21 protein-coding genes and 7 tRNA genes are annotated in these 23150 nt (G+C 72.1%); 10 read left to right on the top strand and 18 right to left on the bottom strand.

What is annotated here, in order from left to right:
- Nucleotides 1-87: 87 nt before the first annotated feature.
- Both ACYQ8Q_RS09465 and ACYQ8Q_RS09470 read right to left on the bottom strand, forming a co-directional pair.
- Nucleotides 88-1314 carry a hypothetical protein gene (locus ACYQ8Q_RS09465; protein WP_460063552.1) on the bottom strand — a complete coding sequence of 409 codons (1227 nt, stop codon included), beginning with the start codon at nucleotides 1312-1314 and terminating at the stop codon, nucleotides 88-90.
- Complete coding sequence (locus tag ACYQ8Q_RS09470; RefSeq protein WP_055633424.1) at nucleotides 1311-1877, bottom strand: DUF4365 domain-containing protein; 567 nt, start codon at nucleotides 1875-1877, stop codon at nucleotides 1311-1313. Before ACYQ8Q_RS09470 ends, ACYQ8Q_RS09465 begins: the two co-directional genes overlap by 4 nt.
- 215 nt (nucleotides 1878-2092) lie before the next feature.
- Between ACYQ8Q_RS09470 and ACYQ8Q_RS09475 the strand changes: the two genes are divergently transcribed.
- On the top strand, nucleotides 2093-2818 hold the full coding sequence (locus ACYQ8Q_RS09475) for an exonuclease domain-containing protein (RefSeq protein ID WP_460063554.1): 726 nt from the start codon (nucleotides 2093-2095) through the stop codon (nucleotides 2816-2818).
- A 55-nt stretch (nucleotides 2819-2873) separates the two neighbouring features.
- On the opposite strand, the gene ACYQ8Q_RS09480 is transcribed toward ACYQ8Q_RS09475, so the two are convergent.
- A tRNA-Val gene (locus ACYQ8Q_RS09480) sits at nucleotides 2874-2945 on the bottom strand.
- Nucleotides 2946-2984: 39 nt separating this feature from the next.
- Nucleotides 2985-3431: an SRPBCC family protein gene (locus ACYQ8Q_RS09485; RefSeq protein WP_460063556.1), complete on the bottom strand. Its 447-nt coding sequence runs from the start codon at nucleotides 3429-3431 to the stop codon at nucleotides 2985-2987.
- A gap of 102 nt (nucleotides 3432-3533) precedes the next feature.
- On the opposite strand from ACYQ8Q_RS09485, the gene ACYQ8Q_RS09490 reads away from it, so the two are divergent.
- Complete coding sequence (locus ACYQ8Q_RS09490; RefSeq protein ID WP_460063558.1) at nucleotides 3534-5846, top strand: SCO7613 C-terminal domain-containing membrane protein; 2313 nt, start codon at nucleotides 3534-3536, stop codon at nucleotides 5844-5846.
- Between the two features lie 7 nt (nucleotides 5847-5853).
- Here ACYQ8Q_RS09490 and ACYQ8Q_RS09495 read toward each other — a convergent pair whose 3' ends face one another.
- From ACYQ8Q_RS09495 to ACYQ8Q_RS09525, 7 genes are all read right to left on the bottom strand, one after another.
- Nucleotides 5854-8589, bottom strand: coding sequence for an exo-rhamnogalacturonan lyase family protein (locus tag ACYQ8Q_RS09495; RefSeq protein WP_460063560.1), 2736 nt, complete (start codon nucleotides 8587-8589; stop codon nucleotides 5854-5856).
- A gap of 97 nt (nucleotides 8590-8686) precedes the next feature.
- Complete coding sequence (locus ACYQ8Q_RS09500; protein WP_460063563.1) at nucleotides 8687-9280, bottom strand: hypothetical protein; 594 nt, start codon at nucleotides 9278-9280, stop codon at nucleotides 8687-8689.
- 10 nt (nucleotides 9281-9290) lie between these two features.
- Nucleotides 9291-10163 carry a carbohydrate ABC transporter permease gene (locus tag ACYQ8Q_RS09505; RefSeq protein WP_460063564.1) on the bottom strand — a complete coding sequence of 291 codons (873 nt, stop codon included), beginning with the start codon at nucleotides 10161-10163 and terminating at the stop codon, nucleotides 9291-9293.
- Entirely contained in the window at nucleotides 10160-11116 is a 957-nt protein-coding gene (locus ACYQ8Q_RS09510) for a carbohydrate ABC transporter permease (RefSeq protein ID WP_460063565.1), read from the bottom strand. The genes ACYQ8Q_RS09505 and ACYQ8Q_RS09510 overlap by 4 nt, the downstream gene beginning before the upstream one ends.
- Before the next feature lie 14 nt (nucleotides 11117-11130).
- The gene (locus ACYQ8Q_RS09515) at nucleotides 11131-12420 is read right to left on the bottom strand and encodes an ABC transporter substrate-binding protein (protein WP_460063566.1); all 1290 of its coding nucleotides are present in this window, start codon (nucleotides 12418-12420) and stop codon (nucleotides 11131-11133) included.
- Between the two features lie 1221 nt (nucleotides 12421-13641).
- Nucleotides 13642-13713, bottom strand: a tRNA-Val gene (locus ACYQ8Q_RS09520).
- A gap of 78 nt (nucleotides 13714-13791) precedes the next feature.
- On the bottom strand, nucleotides 13792-14253 hold the full coding sequence (locus ACYQ8Q_RS09525; RefSeq protein ID WP_460063568.1) for a TIGR02611 family protein: 462 nt from the start codon (nucleotides 14251-14253) through the stop codon (nucleotides 13792-13794).
- A 191-nt stretch (nucleotides 14254-14444) separates the two neighbouring features.
- Here ACYQ8Q_RS09525 and ACYQ8Q_RS09530 point away from each other — a divergent pair, with 191 nt between their 5' ends.
- Both ACYQ8Q_RS09530 and ACYQ8Q_RS09535 read left to right on the top strand, forming a co-directional pair.
- Nucleotides 14445-14858 carry an SsgA family sporulation/cell division regulator gene (locus ACYQ8Q_RS09530; protein ID WP_004002642.1) on the top strand — a complete coding sequence of 138 codons (414 nt, stop codon included), beginning with the start codon at nucleotides 14445-14447 and terminating at the stop codon, nucleotides 14856-14858.
- 331 nt (nucleotides 14859-15189) lie between these two features.
- Complete coding sequence (locus ACYQ8Q_RS09535; RefSeq protein WP_460063569.1) at nucleotides 15190-15750, top strand: CGNR zinc finger domain-containing protein; 561 nt, start codon at nucleotides 15190-15192, stop codon at nucleotides 15748-15750.
- 342 nt (nucleotides 15751-16092) lie between these two features.
- Here ACYQ8Q_RS09535 and ACYQ8Q_RS09540 read toward each other — a convergent pair whose 3' ends face one another.
- Nucleotides 16093-16245: a hypothetical protein gene (locus ACYQ8Q_RS09540; RefSeq protein ID WP_358994843.1), complete on the bottom strand. Its 153-nt coding sequence runs from the start codon at nucleotides 16243-16245 to the stop codon at nucleotides 16093-16095.
- Nucleotides 16246-16407: 162 nt separating this feature from the next.
- Nucleotides 16408-16845: a hypothetical protein gene (locus tag ACYQ8Q_RS09545; protein ID WP_460063570.1), complete on the bottom strand. Its 438-nt coding sequence runs from the start codon at nucleotides 16843-16845 to the stop codon at nucleotides 16408-16410.
- Nucleotides 16846-17066: 221 nt separating this feature from the next.
- Here ACYQ8Q_RS09545 and ACYQ8Q_RS09550 point away from each other — a divergent pair, with 221 nt between their 5' ends.
- Complete coding sequence (locus tag ACYQ8Q_RS09550) at nucleotides 17067-17612, top strand: DsbA family protein (RefSeq protein WP_460063571.1); 546 nt, start codon at nucleotides 17067-17069, stop codon at nucleotides 17610-17612.
- A gap of 23 nt (nucleotides 17613-17635) precedes the next feature.
- Here ACYQ8Q_RS09550 and ACYQ8Q_RS09555 read toward each other — a convergent pair whose 3' ends face one another.
- The 3 genes from ACYQ8Q_RS09555 to ACYQ8Q_RS09565 all read right to left on the bottom strand — a co-directional run bounded on the left by ACYQ8Q_RS09555 (nucleotide 17636) and on the right by ACYQ8Q_RS09565 (nucleotide 20843).
- Nucleotides 17636-18460: a GNAT family N-acetyltransferase gene (locus ACYQ8Q_RS09555; RefSeq protein ID WP_460063573.1), complete on the bottom strand. Its 825-nt coding sequence runs from the start codon at nucleotides 18458-18460 to the stop codon at nucleotides 17636-17638.
- A 512-nt stretch (nucleotides 18461-18972) separates the two neighbouring features.
- Nucleotides 18973-19794 (bottom strand): aminotransferase class IV, encoded by an 822-nt coding sequence (locus ACYQ8Q_RS09560; protein WP_460063575.1) that lies wholly within the window; start codon nucleotides 19792-19794, stop codon nucleotides 18973-18975.
- Nucleotides 19791-20843 carry a chorismate-binding protein gene (locus tag ACYQ8Q_RS09565; protein ID WP_460063578.1) on the bottom strand — a complete coding sequence of 351 codons (1053 nt, stop codon included), beginning with the start codon at nucleotides 20841-20843 and terminating at the stop codon, nucleotides 19791-19793. Before ACYQ8Q_RS09565 ends, ACYQ8Q_RS09560 begins: the two co-directional genes overlap by 4 nt.
- A 246-nt stretch (nucleotides 20844-21089) precedes the next feature.
- On the opposite strand from ACYQ8Q_RS09565, the gene ACYQ8Q_RS09570 reads away from it, so the two are divergent.
- From ACYQ8Q_RS09570 to ACYQ8Q_RS09590, 5 genes are all read left to right on the top strand, one after another.
- A tRNA-Gly gene (locus tag ACYQ8Q_RS09570) sits at nucleotides 21090-21162 on the top strand.
- A gap of 37 nt (nucleotides 21163-21199) precedes the next feature.
- A tRNA-Cys gene (locus ACYQ8Q_RS09575) sits at nucleotides 21200-21273 on the top strand.
- Nucleotide 21274: 1 nt separating this feature from the next.
- Nucleotides 21275-21346, top strand: a tRNA-Val gene (locus ACYQ8Q_RS09580).
- 34 nt (nucleotides 21347-21380) lie between these two features.
- Nucleotides 21381-21452 (top strand) — tRNA-Val (locus ACYQ8Q_RS09585).
- Nucleotides 21453-21495: 43 nt separating this feature from the next.
- Nucleotides 21496-21567, top strand: a tRNA-Val gene (locus ACYQ8Q_RS09590).
- 70 nt (nucleotides 21568-21637) lie between these two features.
- Here the strand turns inward: ACYQ8Q_RS09590 and ACYQ8Q_RS09595 are convergent.
- Nucleotides 21638-21937 (bottom strand): TFIIB-type zinc ribbon-containing protein, encoded by a 300-nt coding sequence (locus ACYQ8Q_RS09595; protein WP_397806333.1) that lies wholly within the window; start codon nucleotides 21935-21937, stop codon nucleotides 21638-21640.
- Between the two features lie 96 nt (nucleotides 21938-22033).
- Complete coding sequence (locus ACYQ8Q_RS09600) at nucleotides 22034-22966, bottom strand: phosphotransferase family protein (RefSeq protein ID WP_460063581.1); 933 nt, start codon at nucleotides 22964-22966, stop codon at nucleotides 22034-22036.
- Between the last annotated feature and the right edge of the window lie 184 nt (nucleotides 22967-23150).

Raw genomic sequence — 23150 nt, forward strand, 5'->3', positions numbered from 1 at the left:
ACCGGGAGCGCGCGCATTAGGGGATCGTACCGACCCGCACCCGCCGACCGCGAAACGAGTCCTGTCCCCCCGCGGCCCGCAGCGGCCTCAGTCCCCGTCGTACTCCCCGCCGCAGGCCTCCTCGAAGAAGTCGAGATGTTCCTGGAGGGACTTCATCAGCCGGTCCCGCTCGGCGTCGTCGACCTGGACGGGTACGACCCCGCAGGCGCCGGTGAGCCTGCGGAAGCCGCCCCTGCTCTCCAGCCGCCCCTGCACCCGCACCGGCAGGCCGACGAGGTGGGCCTGCCCGGCGGTGCGGTAGTCCTCCTCGTCGAGGGTGAGCCGGACATGCGGGACCTCGGCGCCGGCGAGCACCCGCAGCCGTACGCTGCCCTCGCCGCGCGGCCCCGACCTGCGCAGCCGGACCACGGTGCCGGTGATCCGCACGGACACGGCGGGTTCCTCGCGCAGATAGCGGGCGCCGGCCTCGCGCAGCGCGGGCAGGTCGCCGGGCGAGAACTCGACGGGCTCGTTGGTGGCGGCGCAGTCCTCGGGCACTCCGGCGGCCGGGGACCACTCCACCGCGACCCGGGCGCCCTCGGTGCCGCGGACGAGGGCGATCAGCGCGTCGGTGAGCTCACGGCTGGCGCCGGCCTCCACGGCGCCGTCGAAGGCGTCCATGCCGCCGGTGGCCCGCTGGTAGTCGATGGCCTCACGGACCGCGTAGAGGGCCTGGTGGAGGCGGACGGCGAGGGGGCGGATCGTGCCGGCCGGCACGAAGGCGGTCAGCCGGCGGCCGCCGGCCCCGGAGCCGACCAGGACCTGGTCGAGCAGGGCGGAGGCGGCCCTGCGGTGCCGGGCGCCGTAGTAGCCGGCCCGGGCGCGGGTGGCGAGCGCGCCGGCGAGGAGCATCTGGCGGGCGGCGCCGCGCAGCTGTTCCTCGACGGTCCAGGGCGCGGCCCCGGCGGGCCCGTGCGGGGTGTCGCGCCACCAGCGGATCTCGTCGCTGGGCACGGCGAGCCCGACGAGCACCTCGCGCGCGGAGGGCGTGCCGCTGCGGGCGAGCGCCTGGAGCGCCTCGCCGAGCAGGTCGTCGCTGTCGGGGAAGGCCCGGCTCTCGGGCACGAGGAGGCTCGTGCCGCCCGTGCCGGGCCCGGGTGGGGTCCAGCGGCCGTAGCGTCCGGCGGCGCCGCCGCGCCGCTGCCAGCCGTGCCGGCGCAGCAGGGCGCCGAGGACGGCCGGGTCGACCTCGCCGGGCTCGGGGGCCCGGTCCCAGCAGAGCTCGGGGTGCGGCCGTACCGCCCTCAGGGGCTCGTCGAGGGGCCGGTGGGTCATGGTCTGCCTCCCGTACCGACCCGCGTCATGATCTCGCACAGGGCCCGGTCGTCGAAGATGCGTGAGGTCGGTATCCGCACGGTGGTCCGGGTCCGCCCGGTGATCGGGTGCCCGGCCAGGTTGACCCAGTAGCAGCAGTGCCGCAGGTCGAGGCGGTCGTGTCCGGCGCGCAGCCACTGGTCCTGCGAGCGGGGGACGATCATCACGACCAGGATCTTGTGCACCGACACCGGGGTGCGGGCGAGCTTGCGCAGGTGGTCGTTGTCGAGGGTGAAGGAGAAGAACCGGCCCGGCGGACCGGGCGGTATCTGGTAGGTGGCCTTGAGCTGCACCTTGATGGTGACCTCGTCGTCCACGGTGTGCCCGGGGGCGCTGTGACTGACGTGCCAGTCGATGCCGTTGTCCGGGAACGGCTGGGACAGCGAGCAGCCGGCGGCCGCCGCGACCGCGTGCAAGTACCCGACCTGCAGTGTCTCCATGCAGGCGGTGGTGGCGAGTGTGCCGCGATGGGGGCCCGTCTGTTCGGGCAGCAGCCCGCCCCGCTCGGGCTGCGCTATCGCCATGACCAACTGCCTTCCACGACAAGTGAGATGCCCGGAACCGGGCCGAACGAAATGCCGGGTGAACCCCGGTGAAAATCCCGCCGCGGGCCGCTGAACTGCAAAGACCCGTACTCCTGTTGTGTCCTTCCGGCGTAGTGCGCAAACAGCCCGGGTATCACCAAACAGGCAGAAGACGGTGCGTCAGCTGCCGTGGGTGAACGAGGGGTTGTGTTGGTATGTCGTACTGGTACGAGGGCCCGCTGGCCGCTTTCGACACGGAGACGACGGGCGTCGACGTGGAGGCCGACCGGATAGTGTCGGCCGCCCTCGTCGTCCAGGACGCGCCGGGGGTACGGCCGCGGGTGAGCCGCTGGCTGGTGAACCCGGGCGTGCCGGTGCCCGCCGAGGCGACGGCGGTGCACGGGCTGACGGACGACCATCTCCGGCGCAACGGCCGCTGGCCGGCGCCGGTGATGTTCGAGATAGCCGAGCTGCTCGCCGAACAGGCGGCGGCGGGACGGCCGTTGGTCGTGATGAACGCGCCGTTCGATCTGACCCTGCTGGATCGCGAGCTGCGCCGGCACCGGGCCTCGTCGCTGGGGCACTGGCTGGAACCGGCGCCGCTGCGGGTGCTGGACCCCCGGGTGCTGGACAAGCATCTGGACCGCTACCGCAAGGGCCGGCGCACACTGACCGACCTGTGCGGGCACTACGGCGTGTCGCTGGCCGACGCGCATGACGCGGCGGCGGACGCGCTGGCCGCGCTGGAGGTCGTGCGGGCCGTGGGCCGGCGCTTCTCGGCACGGCTGGAGCGGCTCTCCCCCGCGGAGCTGCACGCGCTCCAGACGACCTGGTTCGCGGCGCAGGCGCGCGGCCTGCAGGCGTGGTTCGCGCGCAGCGGCAACCCGGAGACGGTGGACACGTCGTGGCCGGTCCGCCCGGACCTGCCGGCGGCGGCCTAGTCGGGGCCGGTACGCGAAGAGCCGGTCCGCGATACGCGGACCGGCTCTTTCCCGGTGGGCGATACTGGGTTCGAACCAGTGACCTCTTCGGTGTGAACGAAGCGCTCTCCCACTGAGCTAATCGCCCGGGAACGCACTGAACCATACAGGTCCCGGCACGCTTCCTTCAAACCGCTTCCAGACGGGCGGCCAGGGCGCGCCGCCCGGTCCGCATCATCAGCCGGTGATTGGCCCGGAACAGCGGGCGCCCGGGCACCGCGAACCGTCTGAGCAGCGGCTTGCGCACCTCGACCACCTGTTCGTAGCGGGCGAGGGTGCCGGGGCCGCCGGCGGTGAGCGTCCAGCGGGCCCAGCCCTCGATGTCGCCGGACATCGCGATCTCCAGGACGCCCGCCGCCGGATCGCGGCGCGTCTCGCGCGCGGTGAACGTGATGTCGTACGGCAGGAACGAGCGGATACGGATGACCCCGGTGGTGTCGTCGAGCCGGTTCACCTCGCGGACCTGGCGCCACCAGCGCGGATAGTCCTCGGCCCGCTCCAGCTCGGCGTACACGGCGGCGGGCGGCGCGGGCAGGGCCCACAGGCTGAGGAAGCGGTAACGGGTCCAGTCCATGGGCCGAGTGTGCCGGTACGGGGGTCCGCCGGACGGCATTTGAGTACGTTCTGAGTACCCGTACGCATGCCGCGTGAACGTGACGCGACCCACACTCCTGGCATGACGTCCCTTCCGCCTCCGGCCGAGGAACTGCGGATCCTCGATGCCGAGCTGTACCGACTGGACGCCCGGCGCGCCCAGTTGCTGGCCCGACGGGCCTGGCTGGTCTCCGTGCTCCAACCGGTGCGGCCCCTGCCCGCGCCGACGTCCCCGTCCCCCCGGCCGGAGGCCACCGCACCCGGAGTGCAGAACGTCCTGCTGCTGCTCGGTGGCGTGCTGCTCACCGTGGCGGCGATGGTGTTCACCCTGGTCAGCTGGGGTCATCTGGGCATCACGGGCCGCTCCCTGGTGCTGGGCGGGGTCACGCTGGCCGTGCTGGGCGCGCCGGTGGCGCTGCTGCGGCGCGGGCTGCGCTCGACCGCCGAGTCGGTCGCGGGGCTCGGCCTCGCCCTGACGGTCCTGGACGCCTACGCCCTGTACGAGGCCGCGTTCGCGACGGCGGACGGCGTCACGTACGCGGCGCTCGCGTCCACGGTGCTGGGGGCGCTCTGGGCGGGGTACGGCACGGCCCTCGACGGGCTGCGGCTGCCCCGTCCGGCCGCCCTGGTGGCAGGCCAACTCCCGCTGCCGCTCTGGGTGGTGGCGGCGGGTGGCGGGACGTACGCGGTGACGGCGGCGCTGCTCCTGACGGCCGCGGCCGACGCCGTGGCGGCGCTGCGGGTGTCCGCGCGGCCCCTGCGGCCGGTCGCCCTGGTGTGCGGGTTCGCGGTGGGCGGCTACGGCGTGCTCGCGTCCGCCGCGCTCTCGCTGGACGCGACCGGTTTGGGCGCTGCCGCCCGTGCGGCGGCGCTCCTCCTTCTCGCGGCGGCGATCGCCCTGGGCGTCGCACGGTTCGCGCCGCACACCGCCCTCGCCACGGGTACGGCGACCGCGGCCGGGCTGTGCGCGGTCGCCGGGGCCGGCGGTGTGCTGCGGGTGTCGCTGCCCGGTGAGTGGGTCGTACCCGCGTGCCTGGCCTGCGGTAGCGCGCTGCTCTTCGTCGCGCGGGGCACGGCGCCGGTCCGCCGGGGGCTCGCTCTGGCCTCGTACGCCGTGCAGGGCGGCGCCGCGCTGTGGGCGGCGCCCGCGGCGGGTGTCGCGCTGCTGGGGCCGGCGGTGTGGCTGGACCGGGTCTGGGCGGGAGCGCCCGGGGACGCGCGGACGGCGGTGACGGCCGACGCGTTCTGGCCGCCGCACTCGGCCACCGCTCCGCTGGTCCTCGTCGTGGTCGCCGCGCTGCTCGCGGTCCGCGGCGACGCACGGTGGCGTCCCTACGCGCTCGTGCCGGCGTGGGCGGCGGCGATCGCCCTCCCGGCCGCGCTCGAACTGCCCTACGCGGCGGGCCTGTCGCTGCTCGGGCTGCTCCTCGCGGCGCTGCTGTGGCGCGGCACGCCCCTGGCCGCCTCTCTCGCCGTGGCGACCTCGCTCAGCCTCGGCCTCCTCTCCCTGGCCGCCGAGCCGGCCACCCTGACCGTCCTGGCCACGCTGACCGCCCTGTTCGCGGCGGCCGCGCTGCGCGGACGGTCCGCCCCGGCGCCGGCCGCCGCTTCCCTCGGGTACGCCACGGCGCTGGCCTGCGCGGTGGGCGCCTCGGCCGGCTGGCGGCCCGAGCACATCGCCCTGCTGGTCCTGGTGGTCCCGGCGACGGCGGCCCTGCTCGCGCCCCGGATCGCCGCCCCCGCCACCACGCTGACGGTGGAGATCACGGGTGCCGTCGCGGGCCTGGTCGCCGTCGGTCTGGCGCTGCCCGACCTGCCCCTGCTCGCCCTGGTGCTGTCCCTGTGCGCGGTGATCGCCGCGGGCACGGCCGTCCGTCCGGACCGGCGCCGCGTCGGGTACGCGGCGGTCGTGCTGTTCGTGCTGGCCGCCTGGGTGCGGCTGGCGGCCTGGCGGGTCGGCGTCCCGGAGGCGTACACCCTGCCGGTCACCGTCCCCGCGCTGCTGGTGGGCGTGGTGCGCCGGCGCCGTGACCCGCGGTCCTCGTCCTGGACGGCGTACGGCCCCGGACTCGCCGCCACCCTCCTGCCGAGCCTGGCCGCGGCCTGGAGCGACCCGGAGTGGACCCGTCCCCTGCTGCTGGGCGCGGCCGCGCTGCTGGTCACCCTGGTGGGCGCCCGGCACCGGCTCCAGGCGCTCCTGGTGCTGGGCGGCTCGGTGCTCGTCCTGGACGCGCTGCACGAACTCGCCCCGTATCTCGTGCAGGCCGCCGACGCGCTCCCCCGCTGGGTGCCTCCCGCGCTCGCCGGACTGCTGCTGCTCGCACTCGGGGCGACGTACGAGCAGCGGCTGCGGGACGTCCGGAAGGTGCGGGAGGTCCTGGGGCGGATGAACTGAGCGCCGGTTACGGCATCTTGTCGCCGAGGAGGGCCAGGTTCTCGATGGCGGCGAGGCCGTAGAGAGCGGTGTCGTTGGTGGACACCCAGGCGGCCTCGCTGCCCTCGACCAGGGCGGCGGGGCCGCTCACCTTCTCCGTCTTCCACGGCGAGGACTCGGTGTAGCCGTCGGAGCTGTAGAACTTCGTCCACGCCCGCTTGGCGAGCGTCTCGTCGCCGGTCTGCACGGCGGCGTACGCGTCGAGCCGGGAGTGGCCCTGGAACAGCAGCAGGGTGCCGAAGTTGGAGCCGTAGCGCGCCGCCTGCTCGGCCTTGGTGGCGTTGAAGTAGCGGCAGTAGTCGAAGTAGGCCGCGTCGAAGGCCGGCATGTCGACCAGGTGGATCAGCTCGGCGCACAGTTCGTTGAGGCCGAAGACGGCGGACAGATGGGAGACGCCGACGACCGGGGCGGTGGCCACGGCGAACTTCCCGGTGTCGAGGTCGTACAGACCGCTGCCCTGGACGAAGCCGTTGGGCTGGGCGGCGATCGTCTCCATCGTGGACAGCACGCGCGCCCTGGCCTTCTCCCACTTGGGGCCCTTGCGCTCCCATTCGGTGAGCCAGGCCGAGACCAGACCGCTCCAGTCGGTGCCGAAGCCGATCGACAGGGCGTGCCGGTCGGGGGTGTACGGCTCGGTGCGGATCTTGCGCAGCGGGTCCAGGGCGAGGAACGTCTCGTCGGAGTCGACGTTGGCGTGCATGAGGTCGCCGACGCGTTCGTCCGCCGTGAGGAAGTAGTAGTAGCGGCGGTAGGTGGTGTTGGCGATGCGCTGCTGCTTGGCGCTGTCGGCGTAGTGCTGGACGCCGTGCCGGGTGCCCAGGCCCGCCCACTGGCCGATGTGGTAGACGTCGACCTCGCCGGTGTGCCGGGTCATCGCCTCGGCGAAGCGGAAGATGTCGGCGCGGCCGGAGCGCAGATAGGCGAACCAGAGCCAGAGGTCCGGGGACAGCTCGGAGTTGTCCCAGGCGTAGCCGCCGATGTCGTACCGCCATTGGTGCCGGACGGTGTCGTAGGTGTGCATGATGTCGCCGTAGTCCCAGAAGCCGTACCAGCGGCGCTGCTCCACCTGGTCCTTGTAGTAGGTGAAGAGGAAGTCGAGGTGGTCCTCGATCTTCGCCTTGGCGGGGGTGGAGCGGTCGGGCTCGGAGTACAGCCCGGGACCGAACACCTTCGCCTTGATGAGCTGCTTCGGCGGGGCGGCGAGCTGCGGGAGCACCCGTACGGCCTCGACCTGTTCGGCGAGCTTCGCGGGCGTCGGCGTCGACTCGTTGGCCCAGAACAGCAGTTCGGAGGTACGGGCGATCCCGTAGGGGGTGCCGAATTCCGGCTCGTAGTCCTCGTAGGTGATGTTGAGGCCTTCGAGCTGCTCGGCGAAGGTGTCCTGGCCCATGCCGTCGTGGTAGAAGCGCAGGTCCATGGGCTGGGCCTCGGGGGACCAGAGCCAGAGGGTGACCTCGGCGGCGTCGGTGTGCGCGTCGCGGATGTCGAGCTGGGAGGGGTGCCGCTCCCAGAAGTCCCGGAGCCCGAAGGAGAATCCGCCGCTCACCCCGCCGACGTACCCGAAGCCGGAGGCCCGCCTGCCGCCGCCGGCGCCGATCCAGCCGTGCCCCTTCTTGGTGCGCTTGCGCAGGGTGAAGCCGTCGGCGGAGAGCTGCGAGAGGGTGTAGTCGCCCCACTCGGGGATGTACTGCAGACGGGTGGTGACGCGCTGGTCCCAGGTGGACGGGTCGGGCAGCTTCTCCCCCGCGTACTGGGCGGCCTGCACGGCGGCGCCGGGGTCGCGGCGCAGACCGGTGATGCCCTTGACCGCCTCTCTCAGCAGACCGGTGCCCTCGCCGCCGATGCGGATGTGGCGGTCGTACGCCGCGTCGCGCATCGGCACGGTGAAGCGGACCCCGAGCCCTCGGATGAAGTCGCCGGAGGCCTTGCCGGGCTCCTGGGTGCCGTCGTACGTGATCGTGTGGACCATGCGGAAGGAGTCGGCGCCCGCGTAGAAGTAAAGGCGGATCGAGAACGGCAGCCAGCTGCGGCTGCCCTTGCGGTGCTTGCCGTCGATGCGGACGACCGCGCGGACCGGGCCGTCCTGCTCGACGGTGACCTCCCCGATGGCGCCCTCGAAGCGTTCCGTCCTGACCGTGCCCTGGTCCTCGTCCTCGATCTCGGGCTGGCGGATCAGGACCAGCCGCCCGTTCCTGGCGATCTCGGTGGAGCCGCGCCGGACGGACTTGACGATCGAGGCGCCGTCCTTGCCGATCCGCACCGTGATGACTCCGGTGGAGACGTCGATCGTGCCGCCGCTCCTGTCGACGGTGACCTTCTTGTCGGGGGCGGCGGGGGCGCCGGCGGCGAGGGTGAGCTTGCCGGAGCCCTGGCTGACGGCGTGCGCGGTCCACTTCAGGGAGCCGTCCGGCCAGTACGCGATCGGCCAGGACTGGACGGGGACGTCCTTGCCGTCGGCGTCCGTCAGGGCGAAGGTCTGGTCCTCTTCGAAGGCGCCCATCGGCCAGGGCACGCCGAGCGTGGAGCCGGGGGCGGCGCCGAGGCCGCCGTCCTCCAGCCAGTCCAGGGTCACCGGATCCGCGTCGGCCGCCGCGGCCCGGGGCGCGGCCTCGGCGTCCCTGGTCCCGAGCGCCCAGGAGAACTGGGCGGCGGCGCCGGCGACGGCCGCCGCCTTGAGGAGGGACCTGCGGGGGATGGGAGACATCGTCTTTCCTTTCCCGAGTCTGACGGGTCAGCTGGTCAGGGGCATGACAGAGGAAGGTGCGGCGCCGGGCGCCGACCTGGAGAGGGGGTACCGCTCGTCAGCGGTGCCGGTGACGCTCCTCGACGGCGAGGGCCGCCGCCGCGACCACCCCCAGGACAGGGATCGCGAGCGGCGCGACGAACCAGGCGGACACGGCTACGACACCCAGCCCGCCGACGATCAGGAAGGAACCGGCGGGATCGAGCACGGTCCGGCGCCCGGCGTCCGCGAGCAGCGCCGGCCAGGCCGTGCCCGGCGTCCAGACGACCGCCGCCCGCAGCAGGGACACGACCAGCCCGATCAGCGCGAACACTCCGACGGCTCCGACGAACGGCCCGCCGGGGAGCCCGGCCCGCGCGGCCAGGACGTCCACCCACACCGCGGCGGCCGCCACCAGGCAGAGGAGCCCGACGACCCAGCCACCGCGGAGAGCCATGCGGAAGTCCTCGACGAACTCCCGCAGGCCACCGCCCTCGTGGCGGGTACGACGCCGAAGGTGCCGGGCCCCGGCGGCGAAGGCGGCGGGACACGTGACGACCCCGAGCGAGGCCACCGCCATCCACACGCCGGTGAGCAGACATTCGGCGAAGAGGGCGAACCGCTCGCCCCCGAGGAAGGACGGCCTGCGGGCCTTCACACGCACCGGGGCCATGGGAATCGCCTCACTTCAGTCCGGACGTCGCCATACCGTCGATGAGATAGCGCTGGAAGGCCATGAAGAAGGCGATGACCGGCACCAGGGCGACCAGCGACATCGCGATCATGCTGCCGTAGTCGGAGATGCCCTCCTGGTCGCGGAACATCATCAGACCGAGCGAAACGGTGTACTTGGACGGGGTGTTGAGGTAGATCAACGGCCCCATGAAGTCGTTCCACGCGTTGATGAAGGTGAAGATGGCGCTGGTGATGAGGGCGGGGCGGCACAGCGGCAGCACGATGGACCAGTAGATCCTCAGGTGTCCGCAGCCGTCGAGCCGGGCGGCCTCGTCCAGCTCGCGCGGCAGCCCGCGCATGAACTGCACCATCAGGAAGACGAAGAACGCCTCCACGGCCAGGAACTTGCCCGCCACGAGCGGCACGAGCGTGTCGATCAGCTCCAGCTTGCGGAACAGCACGTACTGCGGGATGAGCAGGACGTGGTACGGCAGCAGCAGTGTGCCGATCATCAGCGTGAACAGCAGGTTCCGCCCGGCGAACCGGATCTTGGCGAAGGCGTACGCGGTCAGCGAGCTGGACAGCACCACACCGACCACGGCGAGGACGGCGTACATCAGCGAGTTCATGAAGAAACTGCTGACGGAGATGCCGGAGATGCCGTCGGCGAGGCCGGAGAAGTTCGCCCAGACCGGCTTGGTGGGCAGCAGGTCGATGCTGGCGATGATGTCCTTGCTCGGCTTGAACGAGGCGCCGACCACCCAGATCACGGGGTACAGGACGACCGCGAGGACGGCGAGCGCGCCCACGTGCCAGGCGATCGAGCCGCCGCGCCGCCGCTGGTTCGCGGTGCGCGCGACAGGGCTGGTGGCGGTGGTCACTTGGCGGCCTCCTCGTAGTGCACCCACTTCTTCTGCGACCAGAACAGCACCGCCGTGACGAGCGCCACCGCGACCACCAGCGTCCAGGCCATCGCGGAGGCGAAGCCCATCTGGGCCTCCTTGAAGCCCTTCTGGTAGAGGTAACAGGTGTAGACGAGGGTGGCGTCGGCGGGCCCGCACCGGGTGTCGGAGACGACGTACGCGGAGCCGAACACCTGGAACGCGTGGATGGACTCCAGCAGCACGTTGAAGAACAGCACCGGGGAGATCATCGGCAGCGTGATGTTCCAGAACCGCCGGAAGGGGCCGGCCCCGTCCATCTCGGCCGCCTCGTACAGCTCCTGCGGGACCTGCTTGAGACCGGCCAGGAAGATGACCATCGGCGCGCCGAACTGCCAGATGCTCAGGGCCACCAGGGCGTAGAGGACGTAGTCCGGGTTGCCGATCCAGCCGCCCACGTCGAGACCGAAGATCTTCTGCGTACGGTCCACGATCGCGTCGTCCGAGAACAGCGCCCGCCAGACGAAGCCGACGGAGACGCTGGCGCCGATGAGCGAGGGCATGTAGAACGCGGCCCGGTACAGGCCCTGCCCCCGCCGCTTCTGCGCGAGCAGCAGCGCCACACCGAGCGCCAGCAGCAGCTTCAGCGGGGTGGCCACGACGACGTACTTCAGGGTGACCTCGACCGACTTCTGCCAGCGCGGGTCCTGGAACATCGTCGTGAAGTTGTCGAGCCCGACCCACTTGGGGGGCGTGAACAGGTTGTAGCTGGTGAACGCGTAGTACAGCGACGCGATCATCGGCCCCGCCGTGAGCAGCAGGAATCCCGCGATCCACGGCGACATGAAGAGATAGCCGGCGAGGTTCTCGCGGCGCCGCCCGCGCCGCCCGGCGGCGGGAACGGCGGACCGTTTCCCGGCCGGGCGCGCGGGCGCTTCCTTGACGAGCGTCATGGTGGTACGTCCCCTCAGCCCGCGAACGCGGCCTTGGCCTCGCTGAACAGCGCCTTCGCGGCGTCGGCCGGCTTGGTCTTGCCCTGGGCGACCTCACCGCCGATGCGCAGGAAGGCCGACTCGACCACATCGGCGCCGGACGGATGCGGGGTGATCTTCCCCAGCACCCCGGCCGCGGAGACCTCCTCCTCGTACGCCTTGACGCCCTTGTTGTTGTCGTCGGTGGGGACGAAGGCGTCGTACTGCTCGGTGGTGGAGAGGATGCCGCGGTCGTAGCCCATGATCTTGCCGACCTCGGGGTCGTGGACCATGAAGTCGATGAACTGGGCGACCTCCTTGGGGTGCTTGGTCCCGGAGAAGCCGCTGAGCATCAGCGAGCCGAGGTACTGGCCGGTGTCCTTGCCGTCGGTGGTGGGGATCGGCGCGAGCCCGTAGTCCGACTCGCCCTCACCCTCGTAGCGGATGGAGAAGTTGTCCCAGGTGAACTCGGCGGCGGCGAGCCCGGCCGAGAGACCCGACTTGGGGCTGACCTGCTCGATCTTCTTCGGGTCGGCGACGAGCCCGGACTTCGTCCGCTTGTAGCCGTCCTCCCACCACTGCGTCAGATCGTCCTCGGTGAAGCCGAGAGCGGAGTCGGTGAAGAACGCCTTGCCGTTCTGACGCAGATACAGGTCGTAGAGGTACATGATGCTGAAGTAACCCGTGTCACCGGCGATCTTCAGCTTGTCCTGGATGGTCTGGAGCGCGTCGAAGTACTCGTCCCAGGTCCAGCCGAACTTCGCCTCCACCCCGGCCTTCTTGAAGGCGTTGAGGTCGATGACGAGCGCCATGGTGTTGGCGCCGACGGGAATGCCGAGCTGCTTGCCGTCGACCTGACCGTTCGCCAGAACACCGTTGCGGAAGTTGTCCAGGCTCAGGTTCCCGGCGTCCGCCTGGGACTTGAGATCCATGAGAACGCCGCGCTTGTCGTACTTGCGCAGGAAACCGACCGCATTCTGAAAAACGTCCGGCGGATTTCCACCGGAGGCCTGGGTCTGGAACTTCTCCCAGAACGCCAGGTAGTCGGTGAATTCAGGCTTGATCTTGATCTTCGGGTACTTCTTCTCGAAGAGTGCGATCGTCTTCTTGATGGCGATGGCACGCGGCTCGCCACCCCACCACGCGTAACGCAGCGTCACCGTCCCGTCCCCGGAACTGCCGCTGCCCCCACCGCACCCGGTCGTCGCGGCAAGCCCCAGCGTTGCCGCAGTCGCCCCGGCCGCCTTCAGGATCGTTCGCCTCTCAACATTCCTGCTGGTTCCCACAGTCGGGCCCTCCCCGCGGCATCGTCGCCGCTGCATGAATCGTTTCAAGAAAGCGCTTGCTGGCAAAAGGTACGAGGGGGTTGAGGGAGCGTCAATGATTCGGACAGGAATTTCTTAGCCGGATGCGAGGCCGCGACGGGGACCGATGGTGAGTCAAGTCACCTCTGGTGCAAGGAAGTTGCAGGTGAGGGGGGCGCGTTCGGGATACCGGACCGGGGGTGGGGGTGAGGCGGGTGGGGCGAGCGACGGAAATCCGCCGGGGTGGGAGTGGGGCGTGAGTGGGGGTCGGGGCGGCGGGCGGCGTGAAGGAAGGCGAGCGGATGGGACAGGGGTGAGGGGGCGGAGGGGCGGGTCGGTGGGGGTGGCGCCCGGAGGTGATGGAGAGGCCTGGGGATGATCCTTGGGGCTTGAGGAGGTGGTGACGGGGAGGGGGCGGGAGTGCCGCGGGGCCGGGGCGGAGGCGGAAGCGGGGTGGGCGGGTGACTGCGTACGGTCACGAGGGCGGGGTGGGGCGGGGGATGCGTGTGGTTTGCGAGTGGCGTGGGTGGCGCGTGCGGTGTGGGTGGCGCGTGCGGTGTGCCGCCGCAAACAAAGGCCCCACCTGTAGCCCCGTCACCCCCATGTCCCGCCTCTTCACCGCAGCCCCGGAAGGGCGCCGGGCGATCGCCGGAGTGCCCGGTGTTGGCCTGACCGGGCCCGTATGGGGGTGGGGGCGGGCTGCGGGAACCTTGGGTCGACCGAGGCGGGGGCGAGATGGGCGCCGGAGGCCGCGAGGCCGGCGGTCCGGCTCGCCGCACGTGGGCTGAGCTGCGTCGTTCGACTTGGCGGCGCCGCACGGTCTGACGCACGGAGCAGGCGGTACGGGCCCGTGGCACACGGCCCGACGTGCGCGGCGCGGCTTGGCCGGGGAACCGGCGGCCTGGGCCACGACACCTGGTCCGACCTGATCTGCCTGACTTGACTTGGCTCGGCCCGCGGAGGTGACGGCTCGGGCCGATGACACACGCCGGCCTGCGCGCCAGGCGCCTGCGTAGGGGATCCGCGCCGGCATACGGGATCCGGTGGGCCCGGGGCTCGTGGTCCGACGCGTGTCGCTGTGAGCCGGAGGGCCGGTCTCGCGAGGCCAGAGGCAGGGGGCGGCCGGGATGTGCCTGGGGTGTCCGCGTGGCGGAAACGACGGTGGCCCGTCTGCACTGTCGCAGACGGGCCACCGGTCCGGGGTGGGCGATACTGGGTTCGAACCAGTGACCTCTTCGGTGTGAACGAAGCGCTCTCCCACTGAGCTAATCGCCCGGACGCAGGAAGAACATTACCCCATGTCAGGCGGTGCCTGTGACCACGACGGCCCGGCTCACCCGCCCTCGCGGCCGCTCACTGGTCCTTGATGTTCCAGGGCATCTCGAAGCCGAACTTCCACACGTAGATCCCCATGAGCACGCCGATGACCACCAGGCCGATCGAGGTGAGGATGATGTTGCGGCGGCGCACCTTGGGGTCCAGGGCGCGCGCGGTGGCCTCGGTGACCTTGCGCTTGGTCCAGCGCAGTACCAGCTGGGCCCAGACGAACTCGGTCGCCCAGATCGCCATACCGCCGAAGATCACGATCCAGCCGGGGCCGGGCAGCGGAAGCATGATGATTCCGGCCACGACGACGGCCAGGCCGATCACGAAGACACCGACCTGCCAGCTCAGATGCAGCACGCGGCGCGCCTTGACGAACTCGGGCGCCCGGGAGCCGAGCCCCTGGTCCTGAGGCTCCTCCTCCGCCCCGCCCGTCTTCGCTCCGTTCGCCGCCATGGCTACCTCGCCAGGCTCGTTACTCCCCGTATTCATACAGCCAGACCCTACCCGAGAGATTCCAGTCACCGGAATGGTGGTACTTCGCGAACAGGCTCTCGGCCGGAAGAGTTACGTAAAGACACGCAAAACACTCAGAGGGGTTTACAACGGCACCGTAGGTGGCATGTCGATTTCGCCGACGTGCGAATCCCCGAGCGCACACTGAGCGAAAGGCCCTGGCGCTTATGAACACCACGGTCAGCTGCGAGCTGCACCTGCGCCTCGTTGTGTCGAGCGAGTCCTCCCTGCCTGTCCCCGCAGGCCTGCGGTACGACACGGCCGACCCCTACGCCGTGCACGCCACCTTCCACACCGGAGCCGAGGAAACCGTCGAGTGGGTGTTCGCCCGCGACCTCCTCGCCGAAGGCCTGCACCGGCCGACCGGCACCGGCGACGTCCGTGTCTGGCCGTCCCGCAGCCACGGTCAGGGCGTCGTTTGCATCGCCCTCAGTTCTCCCGAGGGCGAGGCCCTGCTCGAGGCCCCGGCGCGGGCCCTGGAGTCCTTCCTGAAGCGGACGGACGCGGCCGTGCCTCCCGGCACGGAACACCGGCACTTCGATCTCGACCAAGAGCTCTCGCACATCCTGGCGGAAAGCTAGGGCGGGGCTCATACCGAGCTGCCCGGCGCCGTCCACTCGGGGAGACGGCTCGGGCTGAAAACAATCGCACAGGGAACACGCCGACGCCGCGCCACGGTCCATCGTGGAGCGGCGTCGGCGCGTGCGGGGCCGTCCTGGGCTCGCTCGCGCGCGGTCCCCAGGGGCAGCGCCCCGGTCGCCCCCGGAGGCGGTCACCGGCAGCTCGGGCGGCAGTCCCGGCCCTCCGGGCGGGCGGTCCGGGGCGGGAGCCCCGTGGCTTCCGCGCTCGGGGCGGCTACCATCGGCCAGCATCGGCGGGCGCCCGCCCGACCCCCAGGCCAGGGAGCGAAACGTGCTGATCACCCACGACACCCGGTGTGCGCTTGATGCCGTGGTGGATCTGGTGAACACCGCGCCGGAGGACGAGACCACCCCGGACGCGCTGCCGGATGTCGCCACCCTCGCGGAGTTCGTACGCAAGCACGCCATCAGTGACGTCGGTGTGCTGTCCGAGTTCGACCTCTCCGCGGTGCGCAAGATCCGGGGGCGGTTCGCCGGGATCTTCGCTGCCCGGGACGCCCGGACGGCCGCCGGACTGATCAATGAGCTGGTCGCCGCCGCGGGCACCACGCCCCGGCTCACGGATCACGACGGCTACGACTGGCATGTCCACTACTTCGCGCCGGGCGCGTCGATCGCCGATCATCTCGCGGCCGACTGCGGTATGGCGCTGGCGTTCTTCGTAGTGGCCGGGGAACAGGAACGGCTGCGGCGCTGTGAGGCCCCCGACTGCCGACGCGCCTTCGTCGACCTCTCCCGCAACCGCTCCCGCCGCTACTGCGACAGCCGCACCTGCGGCAACCGCCTCCACGTGGCCGCCTACCGAGCCCGCCGCAAGGAAGCGGCGGGCTGAGCACACCGGTCAGGACCGGGGCGGGGCGAGGCGGGGCGGAGACGGGGCGGGGCGAGGCGGGGTCTGAATCCGACGGCTCCGGCTACGGGCCACTGGCTACGGGCTATCCGACGGATACGGCTCGGGGCCACTGGGTGCGGGCCACGGGCCCACGCTTGGGGGCGGGCACCGCGGGGCTGCGACCTCGCGGTTGAGCGCGGGCGCTTCCAGGGAGTGCCAGCCAGAGACGGGCAGGTGCAGGTCGGGACGGGGCGTGCCCTGGGGGGCAGGAGCGGCCTGCTTGCAGGGTGTCCCGGTGCCGACGCGGGCCCGGCGGGTGGCGCCGGGGACCGCGGGTACGGCTCAGAGCAGCAGCAGATCGTGCAGCGACGCAATGAGCAGAAGACACCCGATCACCGCTAGGAAGATCATCAGCGGTGGCTGGGAAAGGGCGAAGAGGCACCCGCGGGGCTCGTCCTGAGGCGGCGCGGGGTCGCCTTGTTTGGTGTCCAGCATCTCGGGGCTGATGATGACGCAGGCCAGGCGTCCCGCGCGATCAACGCGCCCGGATTGAGCGGGTGTTCGCCGTATTCCGTGACGTCGGTTTCAGGCCGTGATCGTTTCCGCGCGCCAACGGGCCGACTGTGTCGTTTCGACGATCTCAGACGCACCCGCGCTTCATATGCCGTGCTTCTTCAGAATTGCCTCGATGTCGCTGAAGTCCTCGGTGGCGGCGGGGCGCGACGCCGGGCGGGCTGCTGCCGGGCCCAGGGACGGGGCCGAGGCCCCGGGAGCCACGGAGTCGGGCCGGGTGGCGCGGGCCGCCGCCTTGCGTTCCTTCCGGGTGCCGCGGCCGCCGCCACGGCGGCGCTCCACGGCGCGGGTGGTCGCGAACAGGGCCCAGGCGCAGCCGAGCACCGCGAAGCCGGCCCAGGCGGTCGGACTGAAGGCGGTGTCGGCGAGCCACTCGACGACACCGGTCATCACCAGGCCGAGCGGGACGAGCGCGTAGGCGGCGATGCGGGCGGCCGACAGGAAACGCTTGCGGTAGGCCGTGACCGCCGCGATGCCCAGGCCGGCCACGGCGACGGCGGAACAGACGGTCTCGGCAATCATCCGGTCCTCCAGGCGAGGCTCACTCGGGCAGGGACACCATGACTCCACACCTCGCTCACGCAGGCGCTTCGTCCCTTCCATCGTGCACCTTCGGCCCCCTCCCGGGCCATGCTCCGAGCTGGACATCAGGGACATCTCCGGGTCGGCTCCTCCGCGGGTCCCGGTCGGCACGGCGGAGGTCCGGATTGGGGCGGACGGGCCCCGGCTGGGAGACTGGCGGCATGAGCGACTCCTCCCCGGCCTCCGTGTCCGAGCCCGCGTCCGTCCGTCCCGCCGTCGTCCTGGACGTCTGGTGCGAGTTGCAGTGCCCGGACTGCCGTAGCGCCCTGGGCGATCTGCGGGCCCTGCGTGAGCGGTACGGCGACCGGCTGGAGCTGCGTCTGCGGCACTTCCCGCTGGAGAAGCACAAGCACGCCTTCGCCGGTGCCCAGGCCGCCGAGGAGGCCCTGGAACAGGGCAAGGGCTGGGCGTACGTCGAGGCCGTGCTGGGGCGGGTCGAGGAGCTGGACCGTGCGGGAGAACCCTTCCTGGTCGAGATCGCCGGTGAACTCGGTCTGGACGCCGAGGAGTTCGACACGGCGCTGATCGACGGCCGGCACATCCTGATCGTGGACGCCGACCAGGCCGAGGGCAAGGCGATCGGTGTCACCGGCACCCCGACCTATGTCATCGGCGGCGAGCGGCTCGACGGCGGCAAGAGCCAGGAGGGGCTGCGGGAGCGCATCGAGGAGATCGCGGACCGGCTGCTGGCGGCCGGTACCGCGTGAAGCCGCGGGAGGGGGCCGACGGCTCAGAGCAGGTTCTTGTACATCGAGTAGCCGACGGTCACGTACCCCAGTGACTCGTAGAGGCGCTCGGCGGGGGTGTTGCCCGCGAAGACGTTGAGGCCGAGCACCGGTCGGTCCGCGGCGAGCGTCTGGGCTTCGGCCAGCAGCATCAGGGAGCGGCCGTGGCCCCGGCCGCGATGCTCCTCGTAGGCCTCGACGTTGTAGACGAACGCCTTGTCGCCGGTGAAGGCCAGCCAGAGGTCGCCGACGGGGACGCCCTCGTGCTCCAGGACGCTGATCCGGACGTTCTCCGTCGCGAGGCCCTGGGGCAGTGAGCGGGCGTAGTCCCTGCGGGCCTTGGTCCGGGCGGGTTCGGCGGGCACCCCCCGGTCGATCCAGTCCTGTGCGTACTCCTCGGTGCCGCGCTCGGCCCATGGGCCGTACTCGGCCTCCGTCATGGGCCGGGCCCGAATGCCCGGCGGCAGTTCGGGGGCCACGGCGGCGAGCCGCTTCTCCATGCCGCGGTTGCGGTGGACGTATCCGAGGGCCGTCGCGAGCCGCAGTGCGGCCTCGGAGTCGCCCGGCACCCTGATCTCGATCTGCCGGCAGCCCCAGCCGCGGGCCACCTCCTCGGCGGCGAGCGCGGCCACCGCGCCCCGGCCCCGGCCCCGGTCCGGCTCCTCGATGTGCAGGTCGTCGAGGTGGGCGACGGCGAGCCCGAAGCCGGGATCGGTGGAGAGCCGGACCGCTCCGACGGGGCGGCTGTTCACGCACACCCGGAAGTGGCGGGACAGTGCTCCGTCGGCAGCGCGCTGAAGCGGCTCGGTCGGCCGCAGGGTCGTGGTCATCAGGGGGTTTCTACCCGTGCACGGGGACCGGAGTCAGCTCGTTTTCTCCCGGCGACGGCCCCGTCCCACGCCCTGCGCTCTCCGGCGGCGATCCCGGCCGCCGCGCCCTACGCTCTCCGGGCGGCGGTCCCGTCCCGCGTCCCGCGTGCTCCGGGCGGCCGTCCGACCCACGCTCTACGCGTCCAGGTCGCCCCCGGCGCGGTCCCGGCCCCGGCCCACGCTCCCCCTGCAGCCGTCCAACCCACCCTCTACGGATCCAGGTCCTCCCCGGCGGTGTCGAAGATGCGCCGCGGTCCCGGCCCGCGTCCCACGCTCCCCCGGCAGCCGCCCAGCCCACCCTCCACTCGTCCAAGTCCTCCCCGCCACGCTCGCCGAAGACCCGCCGCGGTCCCGGCCCGCGTGCCACGTTCCCCGAGGGACGTTCAGCCCACGGTCCTCCCCGGCTTGCTCGCCGGAGACCGCGGCGGCACGGTCCGGGTCCTGCCTTCCCCGGCAGCCGTCCAGCCCACCCCCTACGGGTCCAGGTCCTCCCCGGCGCGTTCGTCGAAGATGCGCATCGCCTTGGCGGTCACCGGGCCCGGGGCGCCGGGGAGTTCGCGGGTGTCGACGCGGTGGACGGCCTGGACGTCGCGGGTGGTGGAGGTGAGGAAGACCTCGTCGGCGCGCTCCAGCACGTCGAGCGGGAGGTCGGTCTCCTTGGCACCGGTCCACTCCACGGTCAGCCGGCGGGTGATGCCCGCGAGGCAGCCGGAGGCGAGCGGCGGGGTGTGGATCTCGCCGTCCAAAACGACGAAGACGTTCGAGCCGGTGCCCTCGCAGAGCTGTCCGACGGTGTTGGCGAAGAGGGCCTCCGAGGCGCCGGCCTCGTGCGCGCGGGCCAGGGCGACGACGTTCTCGGCGTAGGAGGTCGTCTTGAGGCCGGTCAGCGCGCCGCGCTCGTTGCGGGTCCAGGGGACCGTGATCACGGCGGTGGAGTCGGGGCGACGGGTCGTCTCGACGAGGGCGACGAGCAGGGTGGGGCCCTGGTCGCCTCGGTCGGAGCCGAGGGGGCCGTGGCCCGCGGTGTAGGTGAGGCGCAGCCGGCCGAGCGGCATCGGGTTCGCCTCGAGGACGGCGGCGCAGGCGGCGCGGATCTCGTCGTGGTCGGGGTCCGGCAGGCCGAGGCCGCGCGCGGAGCGGGTCAGCCGGTCGAGGTGGCGGGTCAGTGCGAACGGGCGCCCGTCCGTCGCCTTCACGGTCTCGAAGATGCCGTCGCCCACGGTCAGTCCGTGGTCGAAGACGGAGACGCGGGCGGCCGCGCTGTCCTGCAGAGCGCCGTCGAGCCAGATCTTCACCTCAGGGTCCCTTCCCTCACCTCGTACGTGCCCGACGCTACCGCGAGCAGGCGCGCCGCCTTCAGTTCGGTCTCCCGCCATTCCGCCTCGGGGTCGGAGCCCCAGGTGATCCCGGCGCCGGTGCCGAAGCGCAGCACGGCCGTGCCGTCGGAGGCGCGGTCGATCCAGAAGGTGCGGATGCCGACGGCCAGCTCGGCGGTGCCGCGGTCGGCGTCCACCCAGCCGATGCCGCCGCAGTACGGTCCGCGCGGTGCCGTCTCCAGCGCCTCGATGATCCGCAGCGCACTGGACTTGGGTGCGCCGGTGACCGAGCCGGGCGGGAAGGCGGCGTCGAGGAGTTGGGGCCAGCCTTCGCCGTCGCGCAGTTCGCCGCGGACCGTGGAGACGAGGTGGACCAGCCCGGGGTGCTTCTCGACCGCGCACAGATCGGGGACGGACACGCTGCCGGTGGCGCAGACGCGCCCGATGTCGTTGCGGACGAGATCCACGATCATCACGTTCTCGGCGTAGTCCTTGTCGAGGAGGTCGGCCTCGGTACGGCCGGTGCCCTTGATGGGGCCGGACTCGACGACGCGTCCGTCGCGGCGGAGGAAGAGTTCGGGGGACGCGGTGGCGATCTCCACGCCGTGACCCGGGAGGCGGATCGTTCCTGCAAAGGGTGCCGGGTTGCCCCGGGCCAGCAGCGCGGTCAGGGCGTCGACATCGGCGCCGGGCGCGACGGAGGCCGTGAGCACGCGGCAGAGGTTCGCCTGGTAGACCTCGCCGGCCGCGATGTGCTCCCGTATGCGGCGCACCCCCGCGGTGTACGCGGCGCGGTCGAGCGACGACGTCCAGTCGTCCGCGGCGGGCCCGCGCCACTCCCCCCGCACGGGCGCCGGCACCGGCTCGTCCCTCACGTCGGCGAAGCGGGCGCAGACCACACGGCCCTCGAAGTCCGCGCAGACCGCCCAGAAACCGGTGGAGTCGAGGGCGGCGGGGTCGTCGGTGACGTCCAGGAGGCCGGTGGCGACACGGCCGCCGAAGCGGGCGAGAGGAGAGAGGTCGTGCACGGTGTCGAGTCTAGGTCGGGTGCCGGCGGGGCGGTTCGGGGATGCCCCCGGCACGGCCCTGAGCAGGTCCGCAGTACGACCCCGGGCAGGTCGGGGGTGCGACCCCGGGCCGACCGGGACGTGTCCGGCACGGGTCCGGGCGGGGCCGCAGGGGCGCACGCTGCACAAACGCGTTTTTGTACTGGCCCAGGAATCCGCTAGAGTTCAACTCGTCGCCGGGCCGCGAGAGCGGAACGGAACCGACAAGCGGACGTAGCTCAGTTGGTAGAGCGCAACCTTGCCAAGGTTGAGGTCGCGAGTTCGAGCCTCGTCGTCCGCTCGAAGGAAAGTGGGGACTCCCGGTCCCCTACACTCCTGGTGGAGTGGCCGAGAGGCGAGGCAACGGCCTGCAAAGCCGTCTACACGGGTTCAAATCCCGTCTCCACCTCCAAGGACGATTAGCTCAGCGGGAGAGCGCTTCCCTGACACGGAAGAGGTCACTGGTTCAATCCCAGTATCGTCCACTGGATCTTCGCCGTGAGGCCCTGGATCCGTCCCGCGCGATTAGCTCAGCGGGAGAGCGCTTCCCTGACACGGAAGAGGTCACTGGTTCAATCCCAGTATCGCGCACGCAGTGTTCGTGATCCGCTCCTCGGAGTGGTCGCGGTCCCGAGGACGATTAGCTCAGCGGGAGAGCGCTTCCCTGACACGGAAGAGGTCACTGGTTCAATCCCAGTATCGTCCACACACCGACAAGCCCCCGGCCGTCCCGTACGGCCGGGGGCTTCGTCGTGTGCGGGGCGCGGGCGTCCGGCTCAGCTGGAGAACAGCATGTGGCCGAAGCTCTTGTGGCGGTGGTGGCCGCCGTAGTGCCCGCCGCCATGACCGCCGTGGCCGCCGTGCGGGGCACCCCAGGCCGGGGCGGGGGGCGCGGGCGGGTACGCCTGCGGGGCCGGCGGCGGGGGCGCCGGCTGGGTCCACTGGGACTCCAGACGGGTCAGCGCCTCCAGCTCGCCGTAGTCGAGGAAGATCCCCCGACAGTTGGCGCACTGTTCGATCTGGACACCATTGCGGTTGTATGTCTGCATCTGTCCGTGACACTTCGGGCACTGCATGATTCGGCTCAACTCCTCGCCGGTCGGTCCTGTTTCGCGTACCGCCAGGACAGACTCTGTCCGGCTGCGGTCGGTTGCACCCTACTTCGTGGAGCTTCACGGCAACTGCGGAGGTACCGAACCCATTCGGGCACACGCGTCCACGAGCGACTGCTCGATCTCGTCCAGCGGCCGGTCCTCGGCGGCGGCCTTCGTCACCGCGCGGGCGGCGGTCTGGACGGTGAGGGCGCGGGCGGGGACGTCGAGCGCGGGCCAGGGGTCGCCGGCCGGCGGGACCGCCGGGCCGCCGGCCGCGCGGTAGGCGTCCAGGAAACGGGTCCACTCCTCGGGCGGCAGCAGACCACAGGCGTACCAGGCGGCCGGGCGGGCGAGGTCCCAGGCGGGGGCTCCCCCGCCGAGGTCGTCCACGTCGATGAGGCGCCAGGGGCCGTCGGGGGCGGGATGGCGGACCAGTTGGCCGAGGTGGAGGTCGCCGTGGCAGAGGGTGGCGGTGTCGGGCAGGGGGGCTTCGGCGCGGGCCCAGGCGGGGAGGACGGACCAGGCGCGGAGGACGGGGGTGAGGGTGGCGGCGGGCGGGGCGGCCGCCCGGAGTCGGGCCACGGCCTGGGCGGCCTTGACCGGGCCCCGCATCGGCGGGAGGCCGGGTGCGGCGGGGGTGCGATGGAGGCGGGCCAGGAGGGTGGCGGCCTCCTCCCAGGGGGCGGAGTCGGGATCGTCGGGGTCCACGGGGGTGCCGTAGGGCCAGAAGGTGACGAGGCGGCCGTGCAGGGAGACGGGGGCCGGGGTGAGCGGTGGGAGGAGGAGGTCCGGAAGGCGGGCGGCGGTGGCCAGGCGCGGGGCGAGGTCGGCCGGGAGCGTGGTGGGGGCGTGGGCCTTCGCGACGGTGTCCGCGTGGCGTACGACGGTGGCGTCGGGGCGGTCGGCGAGGGTGCCCGCGGGACAGGGGCAGCGGTGGGGGTGCGGGGAGCGCGGATGCGCCGTGGCCCTGGCCCGGGTGGTGAGGGCGGCGAGCAAGGGGGTGGCGGTCACGGGGCTCCCTGAGCGGTACGGGGCTTCGTGGTGAGGGTAGTCACCGGGCGCATCCGGCGGGGTCGCCGGTGGCGCCGGTGGGTCCCTTGTGGTTCCCCGGCGGTGTCCGGGCAAAGCAATGCCGGCGCAGCTCCCCAGCTGCGCCGGCATTTTTTGCCGTCCGCCGCACCCCCGTCCCCACGGG

The sequence above is a fragment of the Streptomyces sp. YKOK-I1 genome (assembly GCF_054660435.1).